This is a genomic window from Sphingomicrobium astaxanthinifaciens (assembly GCF_022865105.1).
In the GTDB taxonomy this organism is placed as follows: Bacteria; Pseudomonadota; Alphaproteobacteria; order Sphingomonadales; family Sphingomonadaceae; genus Sphingomicrobium; species Sphingomicrobium astaxanthinifaciens.
The window spans coordinates 150,001-155,000 of record NZ_JAKNYM010000002.1; the positions used below are offsets into that span (position 1 = coordinate 150,001).

Here is a 5,000-nt window from a genome sequence, read left to right on the forward strand (position 1 = left end):
ACGCGGGCACATCCCAGGGCGATAAATCTTTGGACCGAAGTCATTATGCGGTATTAGCTCAAATTTCTCTGAGTTATTCCGCACCCCAGGGCAGTTTCCCACGCGTTACGCACCCGTCCGCCACTCACCCCGAAGGGTTCGTTCGACTTGCATGTGTTAGGCATGCCGCCAGCGTTCGTTCTGAGCCAGAATCAAACTCTCAAGTTGATGACCGATCACGGTGCCCGGAGGAATAGTCCAGGCAGGTATGACCGGCTGACTAGGAGCCGTTCCTGCACAAAATCACAATCTGGTGTGTTGCGTTTTGGACATGCGAACTCCCGTCCGATCCGAAGATCGTCAGAGAAGCTCCATTTGGAACGGCTTATTGTTTACCGACAGACCCGAACCTAGTGTTCCGGATGCCGGGCCGCCGCCCGCATGTCCCTTCATTCTAACCGACAATGTCAAAGAGCCGACGCCACCTCATCCCCGTCCTGATCGTTCGGGGCGTCGTGTTACCGACAGCTGAAGAAGCGTCGCAAGCAAGCGGAACCGGTGGGCGCCGCCGCTGCTGTGAGGAGGCATATATGGACGCCTCGGCCTTGGGTCAATGGCTTTTTTCAAATCCGTGACCCAAAAGTGCCAGCGCCCGCATGCCGACGAAGATTTCCCTAGCAATTCAGCGATTTACGCTTCCTGAATATAGTCGCGCATCAACGCCGCCTCGGCCGCCAGCTGGTCGATCTGATACTTCACCAGGTCGCCGATCGAGACGATTCCCACCATCGCCCCCGATTCCACCACCGGCAAATGCCGAATCCGCCGCCGCGTCATCACCCCAACACCACCTCCACGCGTTCCGGACAACCCGACGGCCGAATCGTCCCTCGACCCCGCGGCGCGCTCGCGCTGTTCGGATTGCTTTGCGGCAACGAGAAAGCAGGCGGGGCCGCCGACCGGTTCGAGATGCAGCGGCGGCTCGAGCAGCCGCTCCTCGCCGTCGATGACGATCGCCACCGGGCGCTCGGCCGTGATCGTCAGCCGGCGCCGCTCCTCGCGCACCAACGCGCCGCCCTCGAGCAGCAGCCCGCCGAGCCATGACCAGGCGAGCCGAAGCGCGTGCAGCGGGCCGCCCTTGGCGACCCGGTCGAGCGCCAGCGCCTCGTCCGCGGTGGCATGAACGATCAGCGCGCTATACCGCCCCCGTTCCCCGCTGATCCCGATCGCGCGCGCCGCCATCAGCTGCCACGCAAAGCGCAGCGCCCTCCACGCGTGCCCCCATCGCTGGTCGCGCAGCCTTTCGCGCACGCTGACGAGGCGAGCCGCCGGCCCGGCAATGATCCGCGCATAGGATCGATACTCCCCGACCTCGATCAGCGGCAGCGAACGCAGCGCCGGTGCGCCGAGGACCGCGTCGAGGATCTCGAGCGGCTCGCGCCGCTGATGCAATTTCTTCGTGACGAGGTTCATCGTCCCGCCGGGCAGGGCGAGGATCGCCCCGTCCCAGTCGCGCAAGGCGCAAGTCGCGCCCGTGATGGTGCCATCGCCACCATAGGCGACCAGCACGTCGGCCCCGACCGCGTCGAGCTCGCCGGGTGCGGGTAACGCGTTGCGGGGGAAGTCGGTTTCGCCGACGATCTTCCCGCCATGATCGGCCAGCCTCGCGCGGATCGCTGCGATCAGCTCGGCACTGGCCGAGTGCGCGGCCGCATTGGCCACCAGCCAGAAACGATGCGGGCGATCGAGGGGAGCGAGAGGTGGCATGTGGGCCGATCTTGCAGTGAGGGAACGAACGTCCAACGACTGTCGGGCCGGAGGGATGCGTGGCGGTGCCCTGACCGCGTTTGCGCCGCGCGAGCGACGGCCCGCGGACAGCGGGGCGGCCGCGGCAAGCTCCGGCGTCGCGGGCGCGGCGAGCGGGGGACACGCTGCCTCGCGGGCGCCGTGGGGGACGGGGTAGGGCCCCAAAAGGAAAGCCCCGCGGGGGGCGGGGCTTATGGTGATGGTTGCGGGGGTAGGATTTGAACCTACGACCTTCAGGTTATGAGCCTGACGAGCTACCGGACTGCTCCACCCCGCGCCAATCATGCGGCCGTTGCCGGCCTATAAACACGAAAGCCGCCGCTCGAGGGACGCTCGGCAGCGGCTATGTGATGACTTGTGAATGGGTTTCTTCATACGGCGATCGCAAAGCCTGGCGACGACCTACTCTTCCGCAGCTTAAGCTGAAGTACCATCGGCGCTGTCCGGTTTCACGGCCGAGTTCGGGATGGGATCGGGTGGGTCACGGACGCTATGGTCACCAAGCTATGGGATCGTCGTATGAAGGTCTAGAAATCTGGGGCGTTATCTTGCTGAGCGATACCGCCACATCGGCGCCCAAAGGGCTGTCGATGATGGTGGGACTCTCAAGCGCGAAAAGAGTAATTAGGACCGGTTAGCTCCACGCATTACTGCGCTTCCACACCCGGCCTATCAACGTGGTGGTCTTCCACGACTCGATGATACCTTATCTCAAGGGAGGCTTCCCGCTTAGATGCTTTCAGCGGTTATCCCGTCCATACATAGCTACCCTGCTGCACCGTTGGCACGATGACAGGTCCACCAGAGGTATGTTCACCCCGGTCCTCTCGTACTAGGGGCAACTCCTTTCAAGTATCGACGCCCACGGCAGATAGGGACCAAACTGTCTCGCGACGTTCTGAACCCAGCTCACGTACCACTTTAATTGGCGAACAGCCAAACCCTTGGGACCTGCTCCAGCCCCAGGATGTGATGAGCCGACATCGAGGTGCCAAACAACCCCGTCGATATGAGCTCTTGGGGGTTATCAGCCTGTTATCCCCGGCGTACCTTTTATCCGTTGAGCGATGGCCCTTCCACGAGGGACCACCGGATCACTATGACCGACTTTCGTCTCTGCTCGACCTGTCAGTCTCGCAGTCAGGCAGGCTTATGCCATTGCACTCTTGCAGACGGTTTCCAACCGTCCTGAGCCTACCATCGCGCGCCTCCGTTACTCTTTAGGAGGCGACCGCCCCAGTCAAACTACCCGCCACAGAGGGTCCCTGAACCGGATAACGGTTCGAGGTTAGACTATAGAAAACATCAGGGTGGTATTTCACCAATGGCTCCCTTCCGACTGGCGCCGGAAGTTCAAAGCCTCCCACCTATCCTACACAAATGTTTCCCACAGCCACTCTGAAGCTGCAGTAAAGGTGCACGGGGTCTTTCCGTCTAACCGCGGGTACTCCGCATCTTCACGGAGAATTCAATTTCGCTGAGCAGGTGTTGGAGACAGTGGGGAAGTCGTTACGCCATTCGTGCAGGTCGGAACTTACCCGACAAGGAATTTCGCTACCTTAGGACCGTTATAGTTACGGCCGCCGTTTACTTGGGCTTCAATTCGGAGCTTGCACTCCTCCTTTTAACCTTCAAGCACCGGGCAGGCGTCAGACCCTATACGTCGTCTTGAAGCCGACTTAGCAGAGCCCTGTGTTTTTGATAAACAGTCGCTACCCCCTGGCCTGTGCCCCCCGCCAAAAGTTGCCTTCTGACGGGGCCTCCTTCTTCCGAAGGTACGGAGGCAATTTGCCGAGTTCCTTCAACACCCTTCTCTCAAGCGCCTTGGTATACTCTACCTGCCCACCTGTGTCGGTTTCGGGTACGGTCTATAATGGAGAGGCTATTTCCCGGGACAACTTGGCAGCCCGACCAATCCGATAAGGTCGAACTACATCCGCCATCCGTCACACATCTCCAGGTACAGGAATATTAACCTGTTTCCCATCGACTACCCCCTTCGGGCTCGTCTTAGGGGCCGACTTACCCTGCGCGGATTAGCCTTGCGCAGGAACCCTTGGGCTTTCGGCGAGAGGGCATCTCACCCTCTTTATCGCTACTCATGTCAGCATTCGCACTTCTGATATCTCCACCGTCGGTTACCCTTCGGCTTCACAGACTTACAGAACGCTCCGCTACCGCTCGTGATAAATCACGAACCCTAAGCTTCGGTGCATCACTTTAGCCCCGATACATCTTCGCCGCAGGAACCCTTATTTAGACCAGTGAGCTGTTACGCTTTCTTTAAAGGATGGCTGCTTCTAAGCCAACCTCCTGGTTGTTTTGGGATTCCCACATGCTTTCCCACTTAGTGATGACTTGGGGACCTTAGCTGTAGGTTAGGGCTGTTTCCCTTTTGACGACGGACCTTAGCACCCGCCGTCTGTCTCCCGGACAAGACTCGTTGGTATTCGGAGTTTGGTTAGGTTTGGTACCGCTCGCGCAGCCCTAGCCCATCCAGTGCTCTACCCCCAACGGCATACATCCGAGGCACTACCTCAATAGTTTTCGCGGAGAACCAGCTATTTCCCGGCTTGATTGGCCTTTCACCCCTAGACACAGCTCATCCGAGCATTTTTCAACATACAACGGTTCGGTCCTCCAGTGCGTGTTACCGCACCTTCAACCTGGCCATGTCTAGATCGCCGGGGTTCGGGTCTACTGCATCGAACTCATTCGCCCTATTCAGACTCGCTTTCGCTTCGCCTCCACCTATCGGCTTAAGCTTGCTCGATACAGTAAGTCACTGACCCATTATGCAAGAGGTACGCGGTCAGATCTCGAGGATCCTCCCACTGCTTGTAGGCAACCGGTTTCAGGTACTGTTTCACTCCCCTCGTCGGGGTGCTTTTCACCTTTCCCTCACGGTACTGGTTCGCTATCGGTCATGTACGAGTATTTAGGCTTGGAGGGTGGTCCCCCCATGTTCAGACAGGATTTCACGTGTCCCGCCCTACTCAAGTCCGTCTAGATCATTTTCGCATACGGGGCTGTCACCCACTCTGGCGGATCTTTCCAAATCCTTCTGCTAATTCACTAGACGGCACTGGCCTGGTCCGCGTTCGCTCGCCACTACTAACGGAATCTCGGTTGATGTCTTTTCCTCCGGGTACTTAGATGTTTCAGTTCTCCGGGTTTGCTTCACCAAAGCTATATATTCACTAAGGTGATAACTT

Annotated in this window: 1 protein-coding gene, 1 tRNA gene and 3 rRNA genes (2 of these 5 only partly in view); all 5 read right to left on the reverse strand. The window is 59.1% G+C overall.

Going from position 1 to position 5,000, the window contains the following annotated elements; genetic code table 11:
- Window positions 1–207: ribosomal RNA gene (locus tag L8951_RS04480) — 16S ribosomal RNA — on the reverse strand; it reaches 1,277 nt to the left of the window's first position.
- Window positions 208–669: 462 nt separating this feature from the next.
- Window positions 670–1,746, reverse strand: a complete 1,077-nt coding sequence (locus tag L8951_RS04485; protein ID WP_244381811.1) for a diacylglycerol kinase family protein — start codon at window positions 1,744–1,746, stop codon at window positions 670–672.
- A gap of 239 nt (window positions 1,747–1,985) precedes the next feature.
- A tRNA-Met gene (locus L8951_RS04490) sits at window positions 1,986–2,062 on the reverse strand.
- A gap of 112 nt (window positions 2,063–2,174) precedes the next feature.
- A 5S ribosomal RNA gene (rrf, locus tag L8951_RS04495) occupies window positions 2,175–2,289 on the reverse strand.
- Window positions 2,290–2,389: 100 nt separating this feature from the next.
- Window positions 2,390–5,000: ribosomal RNA gene (locus L8951_RS04500) — 23S ribosomal RNA — on the reverse strand; it runs 181 nt beyond the window's last position.